Below are 23596 nucleotides of genomic sequence, written 5' to 3' on the forward strand. Positions count from 1 at the left end.
ACATTAAAAATGCTTGGATTCCGTAAAAAATCCAAGCATTTTGTGTTTATTGGAAAAAATCAATATTCATATCAATCTATAATTATGGTATCTTTATTTAGGTGAACTATACTAGGGGGTAGTGCCTGCATGTTTGATACCGCATTATGGTATTTTTTAATCCTGATTTTTGCTTTTGTAACTTTAATAAAATTAAAATCTAAAAATAGATTCACTCCGGGTAATATTGACTCTCAACTAGACCGAGTGATAGCTTTCTTAGAAGAAAATGGCGGCAATCATATATCCCATCTAATTTTATTACAGGATAAGGATGTATATTGGGCGGCGGAAGAAAATGTGCTAATTGTCTATAAGAGAATAGGTAATAAAATTGTCGTATTAGGAGACCCAATCGGTCCAGAGTCATTGATTCCGAGGTCTATTAAAGAATTTCAAGAATACAGTGTAAGCAAAGGGCTTAAGCCGATTTTCTATCAAATCAGTCCGCGTTTCATGCATTTGTATCATGATACTGGCTATCGTTTTTTAAAGTTAGGGGAAGAAGCAATTGTAAATCTTCCTAACTTTTCCATCGAGGGCAAGCAGGGAGCTAAATTACGAACGAGGGTTAACAAATTTACCCGTAATTCTTATACGTTTAGCGTTATTATGCCGCCATATTCAAAGGCTGTCCTTTCTGAGTTAAAGGGAATATCAGATGCTTGGCTTGGAAATCAGAAGGAGAAGGGATTCTCGGTCGTTTCTTTTAGTGAGGAATATGTTTCTTGTTTTCCAGTTGCTCTTTTAAAGGATCCAGAAGGGGAAATTCTTGCTTTTGCGACACTTGCAAGCGACCACAAAAAGTCGATTACGATTGACCTAATGAGAAAATTACCAGATAGCCCACATGGAACGATGGATGTTTTATTCATTCATATCTTTAAATGGGCGAAAGAAAATGGGTACCAGAATTGTAGTTTGGGGATGGCGCCACTTTCAAATGTAGGAGATTGCAAATACTCCTTCCAAAGTGAAAAGTTCTTTAGATTAGCCTACCTGCATGGGAATTCAATGTATAACTTCAAAGGACTCAAAGAATTCAAAAGCAAATTCGCCTGTGGATGGGAACCTAAGTACCTGGCATACAGAAAAACATTCCTGCCAGTAGTCATCATCCAACTGCTGCTGCTCATCAACAGCACACCACATCCAAAAAACGTAGTAGACAAAATCAAATACCTTATGAAAAAAACAGGATAAATGGCGCCATTCGGCGCCTTTTTTTGTGGTGCCTTTTTGTGGTGCCTGTCACCGCTCGTGGACAAAACAGCCTATTTGTCCGTCTGGGGTGGACAGTAGTTGTTGGTATGGTTTTGTTTTATGAATATATGGAGGTTTTATCTTCTTTTTTGATCTTTTTTCTCAGGGGTTTCATCCTGTACGTCGAGTCTGTCATCTTGGTTTTTATAATCGTTATTGCTTTCGTTACTATTCGGTTTACGTTCATAACGAACAGGACGGAAGTTTACATCATTTTCCTGATTTAATGATTCTCTTTTTTCAGTATTACATGCTGTTAACAATCCTACTGAAAGTAACGTAATCAAAATAGTTATTTTCCATTTTACGTTCATACGATTACTCCTTGATTTTATATTTTTGTTTTATTTTTACTATGTACGTTGGTGAAATTTTTAGTCGTAAAGTAAAAAAAACCGCTATTCCAATAGCGGGTTAAAATATGTTAAGGATTTTAAAAATGCAGTATGGGATAATGGTTAAAAATGCTAAAAATGAAAAATTGTATATACTAAATTTTAGCAGATATTTTTTACCATCGTTTGGATGGTTTTGAATATACAATTTATAGGAAATTACACTAGCCATTGAAGCAATAATGGTTCCAAGTCCCCCAATATTCACTCCTAATAATAAAGGTTTCCAATTGGTTGTGAATTCCGCTAAAAGGATAGAAGCCGGGACATTGCTGATAAATTGGCTAACTAGAATCGAGTTGAAATAGACGGAATCCGCGTCCTTCAAACTTGCACTGGCCATCATATGCACGGCGTTTGTATTCGAGATATTTCCTACAAAGATGAAAAAACAAATAAAAGTTAAAAGCAGAAAATAATCAATTTTAAACAATAGCTTGCGATTTATAATGGCAGCTGTCATTAAAGTAATGATTAACGCAGCTTGGTAAGGAATGACCCCAAAAATGGATGCAATGATAACAACTAAAACGATTCCCCAAACCATTGTTCTCTTCGGATCGTTAAACTGTATCGGAGGAATCTCTACCTTCAATTCTTTCTTATCCAGTCTTTGAAGGAAGAAATATAAAGAAATGATACCAAGAATAGCGAGTAAAAGAACAGTCATGAAAAAGGGCTCCGGCGTTAGTCCATAAAATGAATAGATAAACAGATTTTGCGGATTTCCCATTGGCGTTAGACTGCTGCCGATATTTGCAGCTATCGTTTGCAGGATTATCGTTTCCAGCATAGGGATTTTCGTTTTCCTGCTAATCACGAGGGTCAGGGGTACGAATGTAAGCAATGCCACATCGTTGGTAACGATCATCGAACTAAAAAAACATAACAATATGAGAATCGCTGATACCGATTTACTATTATTGCATTTATTTAAAATTGAAATAGCGATTTTATCTAATACTTTTAGTTCCTCAAAAGCCTTGATGGCAAGCATTAGGTTAAATAAACTAATCAATACCGGAAAATTTAGATACTCTATTTTAGGAGTTTGAACTATACAGCTTCCAGCAGCTAGAACAAGAGAGATGGTAAAAACCATGTCCTTTTTTAGAAAGCTTAGATCTAGCTTCGTTCTATTCTTATTTTGAATTAATACAGACTCTTTCACAACACACCACCGATAATCTATGTTTACTAGACTTATTTTACAACGTTTAGATTCTATCATGGTGAAAGCGATTTGGAAATAATAAATCACACCAGGAATTGTTTGTGTGGGAAATTTTGTATTATCGGCAAAAATGGTATATTATGCTACTGTAGTCAAAAAAAATATATGGTAATGGAGGAAATACAATGTATGCAGCTGTCGCTCATTTTATCACCGAATGGAATCAAGAAGCACTTTCAACCCAAAAAGTTTTGGATGCTTTAACAGATGAGTCGCTTCAACAAAGAGTTTCTCCGGAAGATCGCACACTAGGAGAAATTGCCTGGCATATTGTTGCGAGTACACCTGGTATGTTAATGGAGTTTGGTGTAAAAGTAAAAAGTTCGTTAAACGAAGCTGACCTTCCAACCTCAGCTAGGGAAATTGCTGAGACGTTCCGGAGTGTAAGTGCAGAAACAAGTGAAGCTATAAGTGAACAGTGGACAGACCAATCCTTAAGTGAAACAAAAAATGTATTTGGAATGGACCTGCCAAGAGCTGTTATGCTTAATATGCTTAATAAGCATATCATTCATCATCGTGGACAGATGACCGTTCTTATGCGCCAAGCTGGATTAAAGGTCCCAGGTGTATATGGGCCTTCTCGAGAAGAGTGGAGCCAAATGGGGATGGATGCAAACTCTCTATAGAGAAGAACTTTGTAAGGTTAAAGCCGTTTTTCACTTTTGTGAAGCGGCTTTTTTGTTGGGTAAATAGTTACTCCTTCACCAAAAAAAATACAATTTGGATGCAAGATGAATTACCTGCTTTTTGACAAATCTCTCAGACTTTTGATGTATTTTGTAGAATAAAATCGAAATTTATTTATTTTGGATGTATAATAGATTCTTGTGTTGGTCTATTAAAAAGAAGGAGGTAGATTTCGATGGAATGGACTTTATTCGGATTGTTTCTTCTTTCCGCATTATTGCTTGTTTTTTCAATAGTTAAGACATACCGTGACTCAAAGCTTGAAAAAAAGCAAATTGATTTAGTACATGTATCCATGATGAAAGAAATCAATAGCATACAAGACTCAATCCGAGATATCGAGCTTGATATAGAAGTTGTAACAAAAGAAGCTGGAATTCAACTTTCTGCAGAAGAGAAGCTTTTTATGCGTGAAGTAATAGACTTATATAGACGTAATTACTCGATTGAAAGCATCGCTGAGATGAAAGAAGTACCAGTAACAGAAATTGAACAGCTGCTAACACCTTATCTGAAAATAAAGGATGAAGGGGGACTAGTTGCCAATGCGAATTAATTTATTGAGCAGCTTTGCAGCAGGAATTCTTATTGCCACAACGATTTGTGGTGTGGTTTACTTTACTGAGGATAACACCACTCAAAAAGCGTCAGCTAAATCTTCCGAAAGTGTTCAATTAACGAAGGCGCAGATGAAGGAAGAGCTGGAATCTGCCGGTTATGTTGTTCAAACGAAAGAAGAGTTAGAAAAGACTTTGCAAGCAGCAAAAGGCGTTGAAACGAAGCCTGCCGATGCAGAAAAGGATAAACCCGTAACCCAAGTCGTAGTCAATGTGGCAGATGGGATGACTAGTATCGATGTTGCGAATGTGCTTGTTCAAGCGAGTTTGATTCCAGATGCGTTTGTCTTCACGCAGGATATTGAGGCTAGAGGGCTACAAAACGCTTTGCGTCCAGGTTCCTATACAGTCAATAGTGGAATGTCATACGACGAAATCATTGGTACTATATTTGCAAATTAACACAAAAGCCGTTCTCTTTTCGAGGCGGCTTTTCTTCATGGAACAATCTACTAGTATATTCCAAGTGTGCCTCGATATGATAAAATAAGAGTAATATATTTAGAGGAGCTTTTACATGGACAAACAATCCTACTTCTATCAATTTATTGAGCCGCTTTCTAAAGAACTGGCGTTAGTTGCACGTGAATTGGAAAATAGTATTTTTACCAGCCCAAGAACGATGCTGACACACGCTCGTGTGTTTGTGGAGAATATTTTACAGCAGGTGATTCGAGCTGAGGAATTGCCTGAAGATCCTCGAGCCACTTTAAAAGACTTGCTTGATTTGCTTAACGACAAAGGCTATTTAATTCCTGAGATACGAGATGCTCTCCATTTTGTCAGGCAAATTGGAAATCAAGCGGCCCATAATTCAAGAATGTTCAGGTATTCTGAGGCGCTATTGTCTTGGGAAGCATTATACAAAATTGTTAAATGGTATGTAGAGGTATATGGACCAGTAGATATTATCGTTCCGGATTATCAGGATCCATCCCCCATTATGGAAAAAAGATATGATATGTCTGAGCTGGAAATTAGACTCAAGTCACTTGAAGAGCTTCTTTCTCATTCGGTGGAAAAGCTCTCTACTGAATCTGCACTGGCAGAAAGTGCAGCAGCTGTTGAAACACTGGAAGCAGAAGTACCTGTAGTGGAAGAGGGAATTCCAGGCGTGACGACGATTCGTACGCTTACCTTTAATGGCAGACAATTAGAAGTTCCCTATTTTCTTCGCGATGCTTTCCTATTGCCGCAGCGATTTGATAAATCCGAAACGTTTCTCATTCGATTAGGAGCAGAGCAGCAAGCAAGGATCATGAGTGAGCTGCCAAAGAATCTGGCAGGCCTTCACAAGCATGTAAAACGTTACAGTGAAAAAAATGATGAGATTCTGTTTGAGGAATTAAAGATCTTTATTGAAGAAGAAAAAATTAGAAGGAAGCTTTCGCTTGAACGACCAGGGGAACTGTTCTTCTTTTACAAGGCTGACCATATCATTGTCACAGAGGAACTTTCTAAGGTTCCGCTTACCTCGGAGGAATTTACGGGAATTCCAAGTCTGTTAAGACAACTTAACGAAGATCAAGTTGAAAGTGTCGGGCAGCTGCCGAAGGAGCTTGTGATTCTCGCAAAATATGAAAATGTCGGGATTGGCACGGTAGAAAAGTTATTTGAGCAGTTGAAGAAAAAAGTGAATGAAAAAGCATCTGCCGTTGTTCCAGAGGTTGAGGAGTATATTCGGACAAGTTATAAAAAGTGGGATTCCTTATATATCAATGTAAAGCTTGGAAAAGCCAACACCGTTATTCGTGGTGAAAGTGTGCCGGCACTTTGGAAAGAAGGGTTAAATTGGATTGAGGATCATCATCTTCCTCTTCACGAAAAGATAAAAGAGGGTGTGGTTTTGGGTTCCACTGATACGGGAAAACGCTATGCCATGGCGCTTGAACCTGTTCATAAAGATAAACGGAATTTTACCCAATTGCATACCTATAAATCGAAACTTACAGGTACTACCTATTACCTTGAAACGAAAATCAATCCGAAATCTGGCCTTGAAACCCTGGCTAAGTTACTGACACGTTTAGGGATAGAGGTTAAGATTCCATTATTGGAGAGTAATGATTAAAAACGTTTCTAACACCGGCACTCGTCCAAAGAGGTCGGTGTTATTTTCATTTTAGTAAAAATAATTATATCCATGATAAACGATAGGATTTATAATAATATGGAATAAATTTAGTGTACCGAAATAAATTTAGGAAGATAGTCTAATTAAAAGGTGTTGGAGAGAGTGAAAAAAACAGAAAAAGAACTGAATATGAAAACGTTGTTCATTTTCTTTATTCCCTTAGCATTATCTGCGAGTCTTGTTACGATATCCCATATTATTATCAACAGTACGTTAGTTAGAGCAGATAATTCTGAATTTATTTTGGCAAGTTATGCGATCGCTATGAGTCTATTTGGAATTACGGAGCGGCTGGGAAATTTACTTCGTCAAACTTGTTCTTCATTGGTTCGGGATAAAGGTTCGTATAAATTAATGTCCCATTTTTCCTTTTATCTCATCGGAAGTCTGATGATCGTTGCATTTGCAGTCGCTTATACACCGGCTGGAGATTTTATTTTTGCAAAAATCTTTGGAGCCAACGCGAATATGGTAGATGATATAAAGGCTATCTACCAAGTACTTATAATCGTCACGATTTTTTCTGCACTTCGATGTTTAGCCCAGGGAGTTATTATTTTTAACCGACAAACCAAATGGTTAACCATTGGCATGGTCATTAGGCTTGCCGCCATGTATTTGTTGTCATTATATTTCATTCGCACTGGTCACATTACAGGCGTATCCGGTGCGATGATTTTTTTAATCGGAATGATTGTCGAATGTATCATCAGCTTCATAGAAGCAAGGTCCTTAGTACGGAAAATGCCCGAGAAGCATGAGCTGAAAATAGAGTCTAAGAAAAGTATCTTTAAATTTTATAGTCCGCTTATGTTATCTTCTGTGATTGTTGTTATGATTGGTCCTGCCATCAACATTGCTTTAGGTAAAACCGTTGATATTGAGCTGGCGATTGCAAGTTATGCCATTGCCATGAGTGTAACTCAATTGATTTTAAGCTTTTTCACCTATATCCATCAAATCGTTATCAATTTCTATGGAGAACATAACGCCATCGTAAAAAAGTTTTTACTTTTGGTCGGTTTTGTCCCGTGTATTTTGGTAGCTGTTTTATCGTATAGTCCGTTCGGGGAATGGTTCTTTGAACATGTAATCGGGGTCAGCGGAAGGTTGTTGGAGGCAAGCATCCAGGTATTCAAAGTTACAATGTTAATGGCGCTTGTGTTTCCATTTGTAGATTTCTTTAACGGTTTATTAATGGTGTACAAACGAACAAAGGTCACGATTATTTCTCAGTCTGCTAATTTTGTCGTTACATTGATTGCTTTACTCATTGGCGTGAATTTCGCTTCGCAATGGAATGGTTCGATCGGGGCGATAGCCCTTTCGCTCGGAATATTAGCAGAATTAATTGTCGTTAGCAGCTTCGTTCAAGCAATAGAGCGTAAACAAGGCAAAGTGGCAATGTTTCAAATAAAAGGGCTTTTGAAAGCAGGAAAAAATCGTTAAGGTTTATACTTGAAAGAGGAAACTACCGCTTTATGAGGCTTGTTTTTTTCGAAATGGTACGATAAAGGGCTTCATGAACACTTCTTGAGCCCTCATATAAAATTAGACCTCATGACTAAATCATGAGGTCCGGTTTTTTCTAAGAATGGATTAGAAATTAAAGTTATCAGGATCTGCACCAAATCGTTTGTTTTCGTTTAAGGCGTTAATTTTTTGGATATCACCTTCAGTTAACGAAAAATCAAAGATATTGGCATTTTCGATGATACGGGCTTCTTTCACTGATTTTGGAATCGTAACAATTTGGTTTTGAATATCCCAGCGTAAGATAACTTGCGCAGTGGTTTTGTTATACTGTGCTGCGATTTCTTGTAAAACAGGGTGCTCTAGAAGTCTTCCTTGGCCAAGTGGAGCCCATGCTTCTATTTGAATTTCCTGTTTTTTGCAATAGTCACGTAGCTCAGGCTGTGCTAAAAGCGGATGTAATTCCACTTGATTTACCATTGGTTTAATCTCAGCCACGGATAGTAAGTCTTCTAGATGGTGAATTTGGAAGTTGCTGACGCCAATTGCCCGCACACGACCTTCTTTATAAAGTTGTTCAAGAACCTTCCAGCTTTGCTTATACTTTTCCTTTACAGGCCAATGGATTAAATATAGATCAACATAATCGAGTCCAAGTTTTTGCAGGCTCGTTTCAAACGCTTCTAACACGGAATCATTTCGCTGGTCTTCGTTCCACACCTTAGTGGTAATGAATAACTCTTCACGAGCTACACCAGATTCCTTAATCGCTTGACCTACACTTTCCTCATTTTGATAAAGAGCAGCGGTATCAATACTTCTGTAACCAGCTTTAATCGCCGCCTTCACAGAGTGGAGAGATTCTTCACCCTCCTGAACCTTATATACACCAAGGCCAAACCAAGGCATTTTGACTCCATTATGTAGGGTTGTGGTATCTTGTAAACTATTCAACTTAATCTCCTCCTTCTTGGTATCGAACCACCTTTAAGTATAGTACGTTTAAATAGATAGAATCAAATAATTGGCCGCTGGGCATTATTCTGATAGGTTATCTACGATTTCCTTTATGTGATATGAGGGGATGGCGGCTCCAACAATTTCCTTCGAATCTATTTGAGGATTTTGCAAGGTTGCAAAAATCACTCCAACGACCTCGCCATTTTGATTCAGTACCGGGCTGCCACTATTCCCCTTATAAATGGGGGCTGCAATCATCATAACCGGCACATCCCAGTCCTCTAACTGAGCCTTCCCTATGATTTTGCCTTGATTGGCTATTTGGGTAAAAGCTAATGGATTTCCGATAAAGATGATTTCCTCGCCCACCCATCTTTCCCAATCCTTTTCGATAGCTAATGGAAGAGAAGGGAGGTTTTCTGCGTCAATTTCTACAATCGCAACATCTAGTTCCGGGTATTTCGCGATTACCTTGCCAGCGTATGACTCACCTGATTTAAAATGGACATTTACTCTATTTGTACGCTCTACCACATGTTCATTGGTGACAATTAATCCAGCAGGAGAGACCGTAAAACCAGTTCCTTTGACTCCATCCCATTCAATCGACACAACCGATTTTTTGTATTCTTTCACGTCAGGCTGTTTTGATAATTGATTAGATACTTTAACAAAGTTGACCGCAGGGAGGTTGAAAATGTTAATCCACACCTCTAATCCGCTAATCAAAAGTGCAAGCACAAGCAGGGTACTAACGATTTTCACCAAAAACTTTTTCCGCTTTTTCTTTTGAAGTTTCTCTTTTTCCCATTCCTGCTTATCGTCTGGATTAAAAAATGCCTCCCAGTCGAATTCGTCTTCTGAATGTATTGGATCGTTTTTTTCGTTATCCACGTTTTATCCCTCATTACGAATTTTCTATATCCCTATTATATCGAAAAACGAATCATTATTAATCACCCAAAATTTCATGGTAGAATTTAATAAAAAGCGGAGAGGACTTACAGGATGGAAATAAAAAAAGTATCTATTATCGGATTAGGAGCACTAGGGATATTATTCGGGAACTATTTAGTCAAGAGATTGCCAAAGGAAGATGTAAGGATTATTGCGGACCGCGACCGTATCGAAAAATATAAAAAAGAACAAGTGTATTGCAATGGTGAACCTTGCGGCTTCCACTATGTAACGCCTAAAGAACTCTGTGAACCAGCAGATTTACTGATTTTTACTGTGAAATACGAAGGTTTACATGATGCAATCCAAGCTGTTCACCATCATGTGGGGAAGGACACAATCATTTTATCCGCCTTAAATGGCATTACAAGTGAGGGGATTATTGGTCAAGTTCACGGGATGGATAAGATCCTTTATAGTGTGGCCCAAGGGATGGACGCGGTAAAAGTAGGAAATAAGCTTACATATGACCATATGGGACTGCTTTGCTTTGGTGATCAAAAGCCTGGAATGATTTCTGATAAGGTTAAGAGGGTTGCGGATTTTTTTGATAAAATTGATTTCCCATACGAGGTAGATACGAATATGAATAAGCGTCTATGGGGGAAATTCATGCTCAATGTTGGAGTGAATCAAACTGTTGCTGTCTATAAAGGCAATTACGGTGAAATTCAACAGGAAGGTGAAGCAAGGGAGACCATGATTGCAGCGATGAGAGAGGTCATTACGTTATCTGAATACGAAGGCATCAATCTAACAGAGGCAGATTTGAGTTATTGGTTAAGTGTGCTAGCCACATTAAGTCCTGAAGGGAAACCTTCCATGGCGCAGGATTTGGAAGCAAGGCGATATAGCGAGGTGGCTTTGTTTGCCGGAGCAGTATTAGAAATGGGTGAAAAACATCAAGTACCTACCCCTGTAAACAAAAACCTCTATGATACCATTAAATCCATTGAAAGTACTTATCCTCTTTGATATAAGTAAACGAGTATGTTAAACTAAAGCTAACTTATAAGAAATGGAGGTTTTCCCTTTGACTGCGTCTATGAGACTACGATTCCCAGCTTTGAACTGTTAATTGAATAGGTTCAAGGACTTTGCACACGTGCAGAGTAACGGGAGTGGTCTGTCTATTTTTAGGGAAACCTTTATTTTACGGTATTGTAAAACAAGAGGGACGATTCTGCCCTCTTTTTTGCTGTCTTTTTTTAGATTCAATTTCAGTTTCTATAAAAATGTCCTTGACCACATACCAAGCTAAAAAATACTTTATAGGACGTGATATATATGGAAACACCTAAGCACGAAATGAATCATTGGAAACGAAATACGATTCTCTTTTTGGGAAGTCAAACGATATCGCTTTTTGGATCTGCGTTAGTTCAATATGCGATTATGTGGTATATCACCTTGAACACACAATCAGGTGTCATGATGACGATCTCCATCATATGCGGCTTTGTCCCAACTTTTTTTCTTTCTCCATTTGCAGGGGTTTGGGCAGATCGCTACAATCGAAAAATACTCATTATCCTATCAGATTCCTTGATCGCGATTTCAACTCTTGTTTTAGCGATTCTGTTTTTAATGGGGTATGAGGCACTTTGGTTATTATTTCTAATGTCAGCGATTCGGGCAATAGGAACAGGTATTCAAGGTCCAGCGGTTGGAGCTATTCTTCCTCAGATGGTTCCAGAAGATAAACTGACAAAAGTGAACGGGACGAACGGCAGTATCCAAGCACTAATTATGTTGGTAGCGCCAATGGTCAGTGCAGCGTTACTGACAATGGCTTCCATGGAAGCAATCTTCTTTATCGATGTCATCACGGCTGCGATTGCTGTTTTTATCTTACTGACCTTTTTGCATATTCCCATCCATGCAAAAGCCGCAGAAAAGCAAACAACCAGCTATTTCAGCGACTTGAAACAAGGTTTTATCTATATCCAGAATCATGCTTTTGTTAAGACGTTTTTTGTCTTTTTTGCGTTTTTCTTTGTATTAGCGGCCCCGGTGGCATTCCTAACCCCGCTGCAGGTTACTCGCAGTTTCGGTGATGATGTCTGGCGGTTAACCGCGATTGAAATTACTTTTTCGATTGGAATGATAATTGGTGGCGGGTTCATGGCATCTTGGGGCGGTTTTAAAAACAAAATTCATACGATGACACTCGCTGCGCTTGTGATGGGAGCTTGTACATTCGCACTTGGTATTACCCCGAATTTTTGGATTTATTTAGTTTTCATGGGGTTAGTAGGGGTAGCGATGCCAATTTTTAACACACCATCGACTGTCTTGCTGCAAGAGAAGGTGGAGGGAGATTATCTCGGTAGAGTTTTTGGTGTCTTGGGGATGATTTCTACCTCGATGATGCCACTGGGAATGCTCATATTCGGACCGATTGCAGATATTATTGAAATTGAGTGGCTGCTAATCGGTACTGGATTATTAATGTTTATCCAGGGATTCTTTTTAATTGGCAGTAAGATGCTGCTAGAAGCAGGAAAACCAGTTGTAAAAGAAAGCAACGAATTAAACCATACAAAGATCTAATAAGGCTGCTAAAAATAAGAAAAAGTGACAGGCACCTTCCACATGATTGGAAGGTGCCTGTCACTTTGTGTAAAAATTATTAGTTTGCAGCACGTTTTCTTTCATCTTTTTTATCTGTTTGATAACCGTCAGCCCAGAATTCTGCATTCTTAATACCTAATTTAGTAGAATTAAATTCAGGGTCCAGGCCTTGCTTCAGCTGTGCTTCATAATCTTTTAGAGCGATATTCGCTGGTTTGAATAATAAAAGAATAGCAATTAAATTCAACCATACCATGATTCCAAGTCCGATATCCCCCATTGCCCATGCTGTCTCTGCAGTCTTTACTGATCCATAGAAAGTAGAACCTAAGAGAATAAATTTTAATAGCGTCATCGCTAATTTTCTTTGTTTTCCTTTAATTAGATAAGCCAGATTGGTTTCTGCAATATAGTAATAAGCAAATATCGTCGTGAAGGCAAAGAAGAATAGAGCAATCGCAATAAATCCGGAACCAAACCCTGGCAGAATCGTATCAACGGCCGCTTGAGTGTAAGCAGGACCACTGTCTACTCCTTTAAGATTCTCTACTAAGACTTCCCCAGTTTTTTCATTTACCGTATTGTACGAATTTGTAAATAAAATCATGAAAGCAGTGGCTGTAACGATTAAGAACACATCCAAATAAATTGAAAATGCTTGGACTAGTCCTTGTTTAGCCGGGTGTGATACTTCAGCTGCTGCTGCAGGGTGAGCGCCTGTTCCTTGTCCTGCTTCATTCGCATATAGACCACGTTTTACACCCCACATAATAGTTGAGCCAAGAATACCACCGAACATTTCCTCAGCGCCAAACGCACTTTTAAAAATCAGGGTAAATACTTCTGGAATTCTTTCAAAATTAACCGCAATAATCGCTATAGCTACGAGTAAATATCCAGCGGCCATAAAAGGCACGAGGAATTCCGCAACTCTTGCAATACGCTTTACTCCGCCAAAAATAATAAGTCCCATTAGTAAAATAAGTACTAAACCGGTAATGGTACTTTCAATGCCAAAAGCATTGCTAACGCCCTCTGCAATAGAATTCGCCTGAATACCTGGCATTAGTACAGCCATTGCCAGGAGTGTTGCAACTGCAAAAATAACGGCGAACCATTTCCAGCCAAGTCCCTTTTCAATATAAAAGGCAGGACCTCCTCGATACTCTCCATCTTGCTTTTCTTTATAGATTTGGGCAAGAGTCGACTCAACAAAAGCAGATGCTGCACCAATAAAGGTGATTACCCACATCCAAAATACTGCTCCTGGACCCCCAAAAGCAATTCCCGTCGCCGTTCCGGCAATATTCCCGACTCCAATACGGCCGGATAATGACATAGCCAATGCTTGAAAGGAAGAGACCCCCTCATTGGAGCTCTTACCAGAAAATAAAAGACGCACCATTTCTTTTACATGGCGAATCTGCAGAAATCTTGTCTGCAGACTAAAGTAGATTCCTACGGCACAAATAAAGATAATGAGTGGCGGGCTCCATAAATAACTGTTAATGCTAGAAACTAGTTGCTCAAACATAAAATTCCTCCTTTGTTATGTATTAATTGGTTTACAATTCTATATGTTGTATAACAAGTTGACATTAAAAGTATAAAATAATATAGGATGATATTTCAATAGAATATTCAATAAATTCTTTATATTATGACTTTGAAACATATAAAAAGTATAAAAAGGGAGGTGGGTAATAGGGACTAAAAAGGACAACCTGCATTTTTATGAGGGTTGTCCTTTACCTACGTACCTACTATTTATGGATTCTAGAAAATGCATGACTCAAAACACTTTTGATGATACTCGGCGTCATCAAGGTTGTGATCGGACGTACAAGGTTCATGACTTTGACAAACGCGTCGTAGACTTCTTGATTTTGCGATGATAAAAGAAAGATATTTTTCGCGTACCATTGCTGTATAGAAAGACCGAATGGTCTTTTTCCGGTGGTAGCGGAATATCGGAAATCTTCTGTAATGACCATATTCCATATCGGGGAAATGATTTTCGCAGCCTTTTTATGAAATGCAGCTGAAACTTTTTGTCGTGCACCTGTTTGTAACAGTTTTTGCAAAGAAAGAGCCTCTAAAATAGCTATACTCATTCCTTGGCCAAAGACAGGATCAATTCTGCAGATGGTATCTCCGATGAGCAAAAGTCCATTTGGTAATTCCATCTTATCAAATCTTCTCCAAACCATATGTGGAATACGATAGAAGCTTGTTTTCGTAAGGGGAGTGGCATATTCTATTTCTTGATAGATATCAAGTCTTGGCAATTTCTTGGAAAGTTCAATAAAGCCGCTCTCATCTTTTAAAACCTCTTTCTCATTAACGGCTTTATGATAACCCATAATGGTGACAATATGACGATTTCCCTCTACCCTCGAGATTGTGCCCCCGATTTTTTCTTGAGGAGGGTTAGGATACACCATCTTTATCCTCCAGTCTCTTTCATGATTTTCAGCCAGCTGAAATTGTTTACTGATATAACTTAAGTTGATTTCAACTTTTTCCTCAGGAATAGGTGTTCTTCGTTTATGTAACCATTTTGATGTAAGACTGCTTACACCGCTGGCATCCACGACTAAATCTGCTTTTAATGAACCATTTTTAAGTTGTACACCTGTGATCCGATTTTCTGCTTTATTATATAAAAAATCCTCGACCACTTGATTGTAACGCAATATAACATTTGGAATTCGTTTTATGTATTGTTCTATATGCCATTCTAAATGCGGACGCGTTTGGAGTGTGGTACTGTACCCGCCATCGTATCGAACCTTCCAGGCTCCATGGTGAAACCATGCAAGATCAATGGTTGAATTAATTTTTACAGCCCCGCTATCATAAAATTTCTCCGTAATACCAGGGAACAGCTCCTCGAGACCGTGCTCGCCAGCATGGAGGAGGGCGTGTAAATGTTCACCCTGCGAGGCACCTTTTCGTGCAATCGGTCCTGCATGTTCGCTGTCACGTTCCAGGATGATTACCTCTTTATAAACATCCGACAATACACGTGCCGCCAATTTACCCGAAATACCTCCGCCAATAATAATTGCTTTTTCCGTTGAGGACATGAGATGAAACACCTGCCAAAGTAAAAATTTTCATAGAAAAAAGTAACCCGCTTCTAAGGCGGGTTACTTCCTTAAAACAATAAATTAGGCACCAAGCTTATCTAAAATGTATGAAGAATTTTGTTCATCCCAGCGAAAAATTCCTTCTTGGAGCTGGATAACTGAATCGAAAGGTCGTGGAATTGGCAGCTCGCCTAACTGCTCTAACAATTCCTCCCTTAATTGAAGGAGTTCCTTTTTGGAAGCAATGCGGATCACTTGATTTAACGAAAGACTCTTAACAGTTATGTTCTTACTGGTACAAATGCTATCTTGGAAAGGCTTGTTAAATTGAATCATCATTTCTAAATCATTTAGGCAAGCGACACCAAATACATCTTTTATAGTGTCTTCATATTTAAGCTGATACCCAGTTGCAAATTTAATTATTTTCTTTTCGGGATTTTCTAAAATATAAATCGTATCAATTTCATTTTTCATTTATTAGCACCCTTTTGAAGCGGCAGGCTAGTATTATCACTTACATCACCGCTTTAGTTTGTTAAAACACAACTATTTTATTATAGCATAACTTTCTGTTTTCGTGTAAGAGACAAGCTGTATATGACGTTTGTCATACTCTGCATATGACACCTGGTACTTACACGAATGATTTTATTTCCCTATACTTGATTTAACGACACAAACAGAAGGGAATTAAAATTATGTCAGTACAAGAAAATACCAAGAATTTACGAAAACAAGTTGCTCCTTTTGAAGGGTCAACAACAAAAGAAAGTGTATGGCAGATTATTAACACGGTTGGACCGTTTATCATATTGTGGTTCCTTGCCTATCAAAGCTTATCTGTTTCATATTGGTTAGCATTGGTTCCAATGATCGCTGCAGCGGGATTCTTAGTTCGAATTTTTATCATTTTTCACGATTGTACCCATCATTCGTTTTTTAAAAACAGAAAGGCGAATCGTGCAGTTGGTACCGCAATGGGAGTATTAACCTTGTTTCCGTTTGATCAATGGGGTCACGAACACTCTGTTCATCATGCAACAAGTGGTAATTTAGATAAGCGTGGAACAGGAGATATTTGGACATTAACAGTCGATGAATATTTGGCAGCACCACTTAGACTTCGATTTGCTTACCGTTTTTATCGTAATCCTATCGTGATGTTTGGCTTAGGACCAATTTATGTTTTCGCGCTTAAAAATCGTTTTAATCGTAAAGATGCACGTAAAAAAGAGCGAATGAACACCTATTTAACGAATGTCATTCTTGTTGCTTTAATTACTTTGTTTTGCGTTACAATTGGCTGGCAGTCATTCCTACTGATTCAAGGTACCATTTTCATGATTTCCGGTTCAACAGGTATTTGGCTGTTTTATGTGCAGCATACATTTGAAGATTCTTACTTTGAAGAAGATAAGGAATGGGAATATGTGAAAGCTGCGGTAGAGGGAAGTTCTTTTTACAAGCTGCCTAAACTTTTGCAATTCTTAACAGGTAATATTGGTTTCCACCATGTTCACCATTTAAGCCCAAGAGTTCCGAATTATAAATTAGAAGAAGCTCATAATCAGACAGAACCATTAAAAAACGTTCCAACCATTACACTGGCGACAAGCTTAAAGTCACTTCGTTTCCGTTTATGGGATGAAAATGCTAAAAACTTTGTTGCTTTTAAAGACGTGAAAGCTTTAGCAAAAAAACGTATTTCTGTTCAAGCAAAACCAGAATTGTAATATCACCCAACTTGGCTGACTCTCCTTTCAGGGGAGTCTCTGCATGAGTAGCAGCTGCCTGATAAGGAGAGATTGTAGATGATTCGAATTGTAATCGCAGAGGATCAGGCGCTGCTGTTAGAGGCCATGGGGAATCTGTTGAACTTGGAAGAGGATATTGAAGTCGTCGGTCAGGCAGGCAATGGGGAAGAGGCACTTACTCTGGTGCAAAATTTAAAGCCCGATGTTTGTATTATGGACATCGAAATGCCTGAAAAGACAGGCCTCGAGGCGGCAGAAGAATTACAGCATTTCAACTGTAAAGTGATTATTCTAACCACCTTTGCAAGACCAGGATATTATCAGCGTGCAATGAAGGCTGACGTAAGGGGATATTTACTGAAGGACAATCCCAGTGAGGAATTAGCTTCTTCCATTCGAAGCATTATGGATGGAAAGCGAATTTATTCCGATGAACTTATGGACGAAGATTCTGCTGAAGAAAATATCAATCATCTGGCAAAGGAATCCTCTCAAAGTAACAAAAGAGGATTAGTCAAAAATTATTTATCTTCCATTATGGATAAAATGAAATTACCAACAGGGTAAAGCATCCAATCTTCACTGGATGCTTTTTTATGTTTTTTTAGGCAGATAATGGATTATCATTTGACTATAAGTTTTAGAAAACATCAAACCACATGGGTTCATTATCATCAGGATCTCCATTGTAATTGATTAGAATTTCATCGCCTTTTTTGATAGTACGATAGGCGTAAATATCAATAGTTTGTTTTTTTAAATTAAGCTTATATAACGCATTAGGGGTGTAGGAGTGATTAAACAGTGAACCGTATCCAAGTGCTAATGCACATTCATCTAAATCTTCACCCCACCAGAATACATATTCAATCATGATGGTTTTTTTCAAATATTTATACTCATCTTTAGCGGAAATAATCACGGGTGCTTCATGAATGAGCTCACCTTTTTTAATGTCACGGGTTGCAAATATTCCTCTGCCATACTTTGATTTCTTCACTTCAAACATTGAATCATCACCACCATCATTAAATGAAATACTTTTTATTACTCTATGAATGAATGGGAGAATTTGTTTAAGTAATCCTATAAAAGAAGATTATTTAGGAGGAGCAGCATGACGATAAATCATAAAACATTTTGTGCAAACGAGTATGACCCATTGAAACGTGTAATCCTTTGTCAGCCCCAATACATGACCATCCGTGAAGTCATCAACGAAACACAAAAGGAATTTAAGGATGAAGGGATACATATAAAACGTGCGCTGGAACAACATAGAGAGTTTGTTAAAACCCTAGAGGCCAATGGAATAGAGGTTGTTTTATTACCTTATCATAAAAAATTTCCAGAGCAGGTGTTTACGCGTGATATTGGCTTCACCCTCGGACAAACCATATTTGTTGCGAAAATGGCTCACGATGTTCGTATCGGTGAGGAAGGTGTTTTAAAACAGTGGCTCGAAGATGAAGAAATGTCTTATTTCAATTTGGCAGAAGACAGGATTGAAGGCGGAGATGTAATTATTGATGGGGAGACCATTTACGTTGGATTAAGTAACCGGACGCACCAGGAGGCCATAGAACATTTGCAAGGCCTTCTAATCCAATACGATGTAAAGGCCATCCCTTTTAAGGAAAAATATCTCCATTTGGATTGTGTATTTAATGTTATATCTCCTGATACTGCCCTGATTTATCGGCCCGCCCTAACCGAGGAAGATATCGCCCTTTTTTCGTCTCGGTATGAATTAATTGAGGTTTCAGAGGACGAACAATTTACACTAGGAACAAATGTATTGTGTATAGGGAATAAGAAAATATTAAGTTTACCGATTAATAAACATGTGAATCAAAACCTGCGTAACCGTGGATTTGAGGTAATTGAAGTGGATATTTCAGAAATCATAAAATCCGGTGGATCCTTTCGCTGCTGTACACTGCCCATCTTAAGAAGTTAAGAAAAGGCTGTCCGAGTAATTCGGACAGCCCATTTTCGTGAAATCACAAGTTATATACCTTGTTGATTTCGTAATGTTTGTTCAGCCAACGCGACAAGACGTTTGGTCATTTCGCCGCCGACTGAGCCATTTGCTCGTGCGGTCGTATCAGCACCAAGTTGAACTCCAAACTCGTTGGCGATTTCTTCCTTCATTTGATTCAGAACATTGTCTGCACCAGGAACCAATAGTTTGTTTCTAGCCATGATACATCACTCCCGACGAAGTTTTTTGAGCAATGTAGAATTGCTCGTATTTAATTTACCCTTAATGTTATCCCAGATTCGTGACACTAATTGGCATAATAGTTCTGTGTATAATAAGGCTGTGATTTCTCATTAAAGGCTACACCGACTCCCAAGTACTCATAATCCTGACGAAGTATGTTTTCACGGTGTCCAAGTGAATTCATCAACCCTTCATGGGCAAAAATACTGCTTAATTGACCATAGGCCAGGTTTTCTCCAGCGGTATGGAAGGCAACCGCATCCTCTTTCATTCGATCAAATGGTGACTGTCCTTGAAGATTTTTATGGTCGAAGTAATCATTCGCTGCCATATCGGCACTATGCTCACGAGCTGTTTCTCGAACATGGTCATCCCATGTGAGGATAGGGAGCTGGTGATTTACTCGGGCTGCATTGGTTAAATCAAACATTTGATATTCGAAACCCTCTTTTAAGGTTGGCGATGCTTCCGTGTAAAAGTCTTTTTTGTTATCCTCCATCGTTTTGCTGACGATTTGTATTGCTGTTACCGTATTATTCTCATGCTTGTCATAAAAAATCGTCACATAAGCGTCATCGAGCAAAAATAAATCACTGTCACTATCCTCTTGAAGCTGATATATGACCATTCCCTTTTGCACTTTCGTTATCGGTTCGCCGAGAATACTGCGAACACTTTCTTTTGATGAAGTGCCAATTTTAATTCCATTGGTAGAAGTCAACAAATCCTGGTTGGTGTATAAACCGGCAGCTTGACTTTTGTTATCGTACATCACCATAAAAAAATTATGGTAATTGTCATGATACGCATGCCAATTTGTCCCATATTCATTCAGCGAAGTCCGTTTTGCTAATCCTAAATTATGCTCAATGTCAGTCTTTGCATTCCCGAGCTCGACATTGTGAATGGAAAACGTTTGTTGAGTGGGTGGTGTTAACTCTACCTTTTTCTGCGGCGCCTCATTCAATTTTTCTTGGGTTAACGGCATTTCATCTAGTTGAAAGCCAAGCTGTTTTAACATCTGCTGGATATCATCGTATAAAACACTAATCGTTTCCGGTACCTCAAGGTTTTCTTTTAACGACGTGACAAAATTAGCATGGATGTCGGAATTATCCAGCTGTTTTATGATAAAGGGCCAGGAAATATATAGTAAAAATAATAAGGCAATTAATCGTAGTAAACGAAACATCATCTTTCCTCCAATTCTATTAGGAGTATAGCCAATTTCGATTAACTGTAAAATAAATTAGTTCTGAAATCAAGATAAATTTTCGTTATTCTCATTATATCTGCGATAGACAGAAAATATCTGCGTTTAATGAAATATATCTGCGCTGCCCCAAAAAACGAAAATGTCAGGCACCATCTCAGGGTGCCTGACATTCTCTTTAGATCTCGAGGATAATCGGGAGAATCATCGGTTTTCTCTTCGTATGCTTGAACAAATACTGCCCGACCGATTTTTTAATATTTTGCTTCATCACATTCCACTGACGAATATTATCCGCTTCTAATTCAAGAATCACTTTCTTAACAAGGCGGTTAATTTCCCTTATCAAATCCTCGGATTCCTTTACATATACAAAACCACGGGTAATCGTGTCAGGACCTTGGATTATTTTTCGGTCGGATTTGCTAATCGTTAACACAATGACAAGCATCCCGTCTTCAGATAGCTGTCTGCGGTCTCGTAAAACAATTTCCCCAACATCGCCAACACTAATGCCATCTACATACGTATCTCCAGCTGGAATATTTCGTGTTTGACGAGCAACTGAATTTTCAATATCAACGACATCACCATTTTTAATAATGAATGTATTTCCTTTTTCAACCCCAACGGATTCAGCTAACTGCCTATGATGATGGAGCATTCTATATTCACCATGAATCGGGATAAAATAGGTTGGCTTCATCAGTGTCAGCATGAGTTTCAGGTCTTCCTGGTAGCCATGACCGGAAACGTGCATACCGGTTGAGCTGCCAGAGCCATAAATGACCTTAGCCCCAAGCTGAAATAAGTTGTCAATAATCTTAGAAACACCTTTTTCATTTCCTGGGATAGGCGACGCTGCTAAAACAACGGTGTCCCCAGGATAAATGGTGGCATCACGATAATTTCCTGTTGATAACCGTGCCAGTGCTGCATTAGGCTCACCCTGACTTCCAGTACAAAGAATCGCAACCTTATCAGGAGGGAATTGTTCAATCTCATTTGCACTGATGAGCATCCCTTCCGGCATATCTAAGTATCCGCGTTCAAGTGCCACATCCACGACGTTAACCATACTGCGTCCAAGGAGAGCAAGCTTACGATTTGTTTTAATTGCAGCCTCCACCACCTGTTGAACACGGTTTACGTTTGAGGCAAAAGTGGAAAGAATAATTTTTCCATCTGCTTTCATAAAGGCCTCTAATAAATGGTCACCAACCATTTGTTCAGATGGAGATAATCCCTTGCGTTCGGCATTGGTACTTTCCGAAATTAAGGCAATGACACCTTTTTGGCCAATCTCAGCCATCTTATGAATATCACTATATTGGTCATTTGACGGTGTCAAATCAAATTTGAAGTCACCGGTATGAACGACATTTCCTTCTGGTGTGTGGAACACAATACCTAAGCAGTCAGGGATACTATGACTCACCTTGAAGAAAGAAACACCAATTTTTCCGAACTCAAGGGTTGATTCAGAGTGAATGGTCACAAGCTCTGTATCGCGAAGAAGGCGATGCTCTTCTAACTTTAATTCAATTAACCCCAATGTAAAACGAGTAGCATATATAGGAACATCATTAAATTTTTTTAAAAAGAATGGAATACCGCCGATATGATCTTCATGTCCATGTGTGACAAGCATTGCACGGATCTTATCCTGATTTTCCTCTAAATACGTCATATCCGGGATAATCAGGTCAATACCCATCAAACTCTCGTCAGGAAACTTCCCGCCGCAATCGATAAGAAGGATATCGTCCTCATATTGAATTACATACATGTTTTTACCGATTTCATTAATGCCCCCTAAGGCAAAAATCGACAATGATCTTTCACTCATTTTTTAACATACCTCCCGATTTACATTTACATAGGGTTTAGTATTCCCGGAGATTAGATGACTATGAAGAGGAAGATAAAGTTCTTATCATAAATCAAATGAAAAGATAATTTTTTATTTTCAAAAAAATATATTGATTTTTGCAAAAAGAACAATTATTATATGATTTATATTAAACCTATAGAGTTAATCGGAATTAAAAAATTTGAGTACGAAAGACTCAGAAAAGGGCGCTATAGACAAGTGCCCTTTAACTAAACCTTGCATATATCTATAACTAACTTACATCCATTTTTTCAATACTCAAGTGGATTATTTTTAGGAGTGAATGTTGACTGAAATACTCAACATTAATGGAGGAGGGATGGAATGAAGGTCTCGAGCAAAGGCGAATATGCACTCAGAGCATTACTTCAGCTGGGAACCCATCAAGGAAATGTACTGGGCATTCAAGAAATTTCTGAAAAGACCCTTGTGAGCATTCATTACTTGGAACAAATCTTACTTCAATTAAAAAAGCTCGGATATGTTACGAGCAAACGCGGTGCCAAGGGTGGTTATATGCTTCAACGAGAACCAGCAGAAATCAATATCGGGGAAGTCATCCGAGATTTGGAAGGTCCTCTGTCACCAATGAGCTGTGCATCTATTACGAAATATGAGCCATGTCCATTAGAGGGGGGATGTCAATTAAAACCGTTGTGGTCGATGGTGCGTGATACCATTGCGTTTGTTTTAGAACGAACCACATTGGAGGATTTACTTTTAAACCGAATTACGAAGTTAGAAGGAGAGGATATCATTGTCGTCAAAAGCTCGTCTGGATCAACAGGTGATGGAAAAAATAGCTAGTTTATTAGAAGGATTGGAATTTGGCACCGTTCAAATCACTGTTCACGATTCACAAATCACCCAAATTGACCGCTTAGAAAAGCACCGTTTGCCGCTAAAAAGCAAACAAACAACGCCATTATCAAATCAATCTAAAAGCAGGTAATTAACATTATGAATAGCTGCCGATCGGACACACCGAAGGCCCTTTAGTATCTTGTACATGTGCTATGTACACGTATGAAACTAATGGGGCTTTTTTTATTGTAAAAAAAGCCTACTAAATAAAAG

24 protein-coding genes are annotated in these 23596 nt (G+C 38.6%); 13 read left to right on the forward strand and 11 right to left on the reverse strand.

All coding sequences use genetic code 11. From position 1 onward, the window contains the following. Positions 1-129: 129 nt before the first annotated feature. A complete protein-coding gene (locus ACIQAA_RS23405; protein WP_402624349.1) occupies positions 130-1242 on the forward strand; it encodes a phosphatidylglycerol lysyltransferase domain-containing protein in 1113 nt (370 codons plus the stop codon). 137 nt (positions 1243-1379) lie between these two features. On the opposite strand, the gene ACIQAA_RS23410 is transcribed toward ACIQAA_RS23405, so the two are convergent. Beyond that, positions 1380-1616 carry a hypothetical protein gene (locus ACIQAA_RS23410; protein WP_402624351.1) on the reverse strand — a complete coding sequence of 79 codons (237 nt, stop codon included), beginning with the start codon at positions 1614-1616 and terminating at the stop codon, positions 1380-1382. Positions 1617-1716: 100 nt separating this feature from the next. Continuing rightward, entirely contained in the window at positions 1717-2868 is a 1152-nt protein-coding gene (locus ACIQAA_RS23415; protein ID WP_402624353.1) for an SLC13 family permease, read from the reverse strand. A gap of 188 nt (positions 2869-3056) precedes the next feature. On the opposite strand from ACIQAA_RS23415, the gene ACIQAA_RS23420 reads away from it, so the two are divergent. The 5 genes from ACIQAA_RS23420 (at position 3057) to ACIQAA_RS23440 (ending at position 7821) form a co-directional block, all read left to right on the forward strand. Continuing rightward, positions 3057-3560, forward strand: a complete 504-nt coding sequence (locus ACIQAA_RS23420; protein WP_402624354.1) for a DinB family protein — start codon at positions 3057-3059, stop codon at positions 3558-3560. A gap of 236 nt (positions 3561-3796) precedes the next feature. Then, on the forward strand, positions 3797-4177 hold the full coding sequence (locus ACIQAA_RS23425) for a hypothetical protein (protein ID WP_063251846.1): 381 nt from the start codon (positions 3797-3799) through the stop codon (positions 4175-4177). After that, positions 4167-4640, forward strand: a complete 474-nt coding sequence (locus ACIQAA_RS23430) for an aminodeoxychorismate lyase (protein ID WP_402624357.1) — start codon at positions 4167-4169, stop codon at positions 4638-4640. Before ACIQAA_RS23425 ends, ACIQAA_RS23430 begins: the two co-directional genes overlap by 11 nt. 115 nt (positions 4641-4755) lie before the next feature. Beyond that, the gene (locus tag ACIQAA_RS23435) at positions 4756-6309 is read left to right on the forward strand and encodes a DUF4145 domain-containing protein (RefSeq protein ID WP_402624360.1); all 1554 of its coding nucleotides are present in this window, start codon (positions 4756-4758) and stop codon (positions 6307-6309) included. Positions 6310-6474: 165 nt separating this feature from the next. Further along, positions 6475-7821 carry a multi antimicrobial extrusion protein MatE gene (locus ACIQAA_RS23440; protein ID WP_402624362.1) on the forward strand — a complete coding sequence of 449 codons (1347 nt, stop codon included), beginning with the start codon at positions 6475-6477 and terminating at the stop codon, positions 7819-7821. Between the two features lie 150 nt (positions 7822-7971). Here ACIQAA_RS23440 and ACIQAA_RS23445 read toward each other — a convergent pair whose 3' ends face one another. Both ACIQAA_RS23445 and ACIQAA_RS23450 read right to left on the reverse strand, forming a co-directional pair. After that, positions 7972-8805 (reverse strand): aldo/keto reductase, encoded by an 834-nt coding sequence (locus tag ACIQAA_RS23445; RefSeq protein ID WP_402624492.1) that lies wholly within the window; start codon positions 8803-8805, stop codon positions 7972-7974. A gap of 78 nt (positions 8806-8883) precedes the next feature. Further along, positions 8884-9699, reverse strand: a complete 816-nt coding sequence (locus ACIQAA_RS23450) for a S1C family serine protease (protein WP_402624365.1) — start codon at positions 9697-9699, stop codon at positions 8884-8886. 114 nt (positions 9700-9813) lie between these two features. Between ACIQAA_RS23450 and ACIQAA_RS23455 the strand changes: the two genes are divergently transcribed. Further along, positions 9814-10737 (forward strand): ketopantoate reductase family protein, encoded by a 924-nt coding sequence (locus ACIQAA_RS23455; RefSeq protein ID WP_402624368.1) that lies wholly within the window; start codon positions 9814-9816, stop codon positions 10735-10737. 333 nt (positions 10738-11070) lie between these two features. Next, positions 11071-12315: an MFS transporter gene (locus ACIQAA_RS23460; RefSeq protein WP_402624495.1), complete on the forward strand. Its 1245-nt coding sequence runs from the start codon at positions 11071-11073 to the stop codon at positions 12313-12315. Positions 12316-12394: 79 nt separating this feature from the next. On the opposite strand, the gene ACIQAA_RS23465 is transcribed toward ACIQAA_RS23460, so the two are convergent. The 3 genes from ACIQAA_RS23465 to ACIQAA_RS23475 form a co-directional block, all read right to left on the reverse strand. After that, positions 12395-13870, reverse strand: coding sequence for an alanine/glycine:cation symporter family protein (locus ACIQAA_RS23465; RefSeq protein WP_402624370.1), 1476 nt, complete (start codon positions 13868-13870; stop codon positions 12395-12397). A gap of 229 nt (positions 13871-14099) precedes the next feature. Further along, a complete protein-coding gene (locus ACIQAA_RS23470) occupies positions 14100-15425 on the reverse strand; it encodes an NAD(P)/FAD-dependent oxidoreductase (RefSeq protein WP_402624372.1) in 1326 nt (441 codons plus the stop codon). Between the two features lie 84 nt (positions 15426-15509). Continuing rightward, positions 15510-15905, reverse strand: coding sequence for a hypothetical protein (locus ACIQAA_RS23475; protein WP_402624374.1), 396 nt, complete (start codon positions 15903-15905; stop codon positions 15510-15512). A 224-nt stretch (positions 15906-16129) separates the two neighbouring features. Here ACIQAA_RS23475 and desA point away from each other — a divergent pair, with 224 nt between their 5' ends. After that, positions 16130-17164 (forward strand): Delta(5) desaturase DesA, encoded by a 1035-nt coding sequence (desA, locus tag ACIQAA_RS23480; protein WP_402624377.1) that lies wholly within the window; start codon positions 16130-16132, stop codon positions 17162-17164. A gap of 78 nt (positions 17165-17242) precedes the next feature. Continuing rightward, complete coding sequence (locus ACIQAA_RS23485) at positions 17243-17752, forward strand: response regulator (protein ID WP_402624379.1); 510 nt, start codon at positions 17243-17245, stop codon at positions 17750-17752. A 73-nt stretch (positions 17753-17825) separates the two neighbouring features. Here the strand turns inward: ACIQAA_RS23485 and ACIQAA_RS23490 are convergent, their stop codons facing one another. Continuing rightward, the gene (locus tag ACIQAA_RS23490; RefSeq protein ID WP_402624382.1) at positions 17826-18194 is read right to left on the reverse strand and encodes an SET domain-containing protein; all 369 of its coding nucleotides are present in this window, start codon (positions 18192-18194) and stop codon (positions 17826-17828) included. Positions 18195-18302: 108 nt separating this feature from the next. Here ACIQAA_RS23490 and ACIQAA_RS23495 point away from each other — a divergent pair, with 108 nt between their 5' ends. Then, positions 18303-19145 (forward strand): dimethylarginine dimethylaminohydrolase family protein, encoded by an 843-nt coding sequence (locus ACIQAA_RS23495; RefSeq protein WP_402624385.1) that lies wholly within the window; start codon positions 18303-18305, stop codon positions 19143-19145. Positions 19146-19195: 50 nt separating this feature from the next. On the opposite strand, the gene ACIQAA_RS23500 is transcribed toward ACIQAA_RS23495, so the two are convergent. From ACIQAA_RS23500 to ACIQAA_RS23510, 3 genes are all read right to left on the reverse strand, one after another. Beyond that, positions 19196-19390, reverse strand: a complete 195-nt coding sequence (locus tag ACIQAA_RS23500) for an alpha/beta-type small acid-soluble spore protein (RefSeq protein WP_063251859.1) — start codon at positions 19388-19390, stop codon at positions 19196-19198. A gap of 86 nt (positions 19391-19476) precedes the next feature. Then, the gene (locus tag ACIQAA_RS23505) at positions 19477-20604 is read right to left on the reverse strand and encodes a CAP-associated domain-containing protein (protein ID WP_402624388.1); all 1128 of its coding nucleotides are present in this window, start codon (positions 20602-20604) and stop codon (positions 19477-19479) included. 199 nt (positions 20605-20803) lie between these two features. Next, positions 20804-22474 carry a ribonuclease J gene (locus ACIQAA_RS23510; protein ID WP_402624390.1) on the reverse strand — a complete coding sequence of 557 codons (1671 nt, stop codon included), beginning with the start codon at positions 22472-22474 and terminating at the stop codon, positions 20804-20806. A 369-nt stretch (positions 22475-22843) separates the two neighbouring features. On the opposite strand from ACIQAA_RS23510, the gene ACIQAA_RS23515 reads away from it, so the two are divergent. Together ACIQAA_RS23515 and ACIQAA_RS23520 are read left to right on the forward strand one after the other, a co-directional pair. After that, positions 22844-23326, forward strand: a complete 483-nt coding sequence (locus ACIQAA_RS23515) for an RrF2 family transcriptional regulator (RefSeq protein WP_402624393.1) — start codon at positions 22844-22846, stop codon at positions 23324-23326. Further along, complete coding sequence (locus ACIQAA_RS23520) at positions 23277-23471, forward strand: YezD family protein (RefSeq protein WP_402624396.1); 195 nt, start codon at positions 23277-23279, stop codon at positions 23469-23471. The genes ACIQAA_RS23515 and ACIQAA_RS23520 overlap by 50 nt, the downstream gene beginning before the upstream one ends. Positions 23472-23596 lie beyond the last annotated feature (125 nt).

Source organism: Neobacillus sp. NPDC093182, from assembly GCF_044754045.1.